A 1,359-nucleotide genomic window follows, 5' to 3' on the forward strand; every position below is an offset into this window, starting at 1 on the left:
AATTGTAAGTTAAAAACGTGATATAAAAGAGATAAGAGAGAAAGATAACCCTGCTCACTAGGAATAGCGGGCGTGCGCGACCGAAAGGAAATTGGTATTACAACCGTTGGTATCAAGGTACGCTAGCCCTATCTCTCGATACGTTTGAATAGTTACTTGGGACATATATATGCACCCGTTTACAATCTTAAATTAACTAAAACTATCGAGGTTTATTATGGTTACATCTTATCAAAATTTTATTGGCATTGACATCGGAAAATTTAAAAATGTCGTTGCAATTCACAAACAGAAGAATGCTGTCGAATTTGATAATAATGCTTCTGGTTGGCAACAATTATTTCAAGAGTTTTCAGATATTCTACCTAATGCTTTAGTGACTTTAGAAAATACAGGGAAATATGAGCTTGGCTTATCACATTTTCTTACCGACAAAAATATTGCCGTGCATCGAGCTAATACTCGTAAAGTAAAAAGCTTTATTTTATCTCACGGAACTTTAGCAAAGTCTAGATGCAAGAGCTCTTGCTCAATATGGATTTGAACGCCATAGAACTATCTCTCTATTTGTACCTACCTCTACAGAACAATCAACTTTGGCTGCACTTTGTCAACGTCGTGATGATATTACGCAAATGAGAACTCAAGAAAAATGCAGACTTGAAGCACCGGAAAATGATCATATAAAAGAAAGCTGTCAAAAGACCATTGAGTTTTTCGATAGTCAAATAAACGAACTCAATGATACTATACAAAAGATTATTGATGAAAGCCGCGAATTACAACAACGCCAAAAAATTCTTAAAACAGTTCCTGGAATAGGTAAAAAGTTATCACAAGATTTTTTGTGTTTAATGCCAGAGCTTGGTTACTTAAACAGAAAAGAAGTAGCAAGTCTTGCCGGAGTTGCACCGCATCCAAAAGAAAGTGGTAAAGCTGTTGGTTACCGAAGGATTACAGGTGGTAGAAGTAACGTTCGTTCAAAGCTCTTTACAGCCGCTATGGCTGCTACAAGGTCGAAATCTATACTTGGCGCCTTTTATTCTAAGCTTGTTGAAAGTGGTAAGAAGAAGATGGTGGCTATAACAGCCCTAATGCGTAAAATTATAGTAATTGCTAATACAAGACTTAAAGAAGCAATTAATTTGCATACTTAAAAATCTTCACAACGGTAACTGAAATTGGCTAATGAATATGTGCGTCCACACAGACTTAAAGCACATATTCATTAGCTTAAGCAGAAATTGCTGTGGTAGCTGTTTGATATAAAATTCTATTTCTATGACAAACGGGTTTTTATTGCCCATATAATTTGCAAAATTACACAAATAAAAAAATTTTTAAAAAACATAGTTGATA

At 35.0% G+C, this 1,359-nt stretch carries 1 pseudogene; it reads left to right on the forward strand.

Annotation, left to right across the window (positions count from 1 at the left end):
* The first annotated feature begins 217 nt into the window (after nt 1-217).
* Nucleotides 218-1,157: pseudogene (locus tag WOCAOBSORBRA_RS05980) on the forward strand (IS110 family RNA-guided transposase).
* The last annotated feature ends 202 nt before the right edge of the window (nt 1,158-1,359 follow it).

This window comes from Wolbachia endosymbiont of Cardiocondyla obscurior, from assembly GCF_902713635.1.
Taxonomy (GTDB): Bacteria; Pseudomonadota; Alphaproteobacteria; order Rickettsiales; family Anaplasmataceae; genus Wolbachia; species Wolbachia pipientis.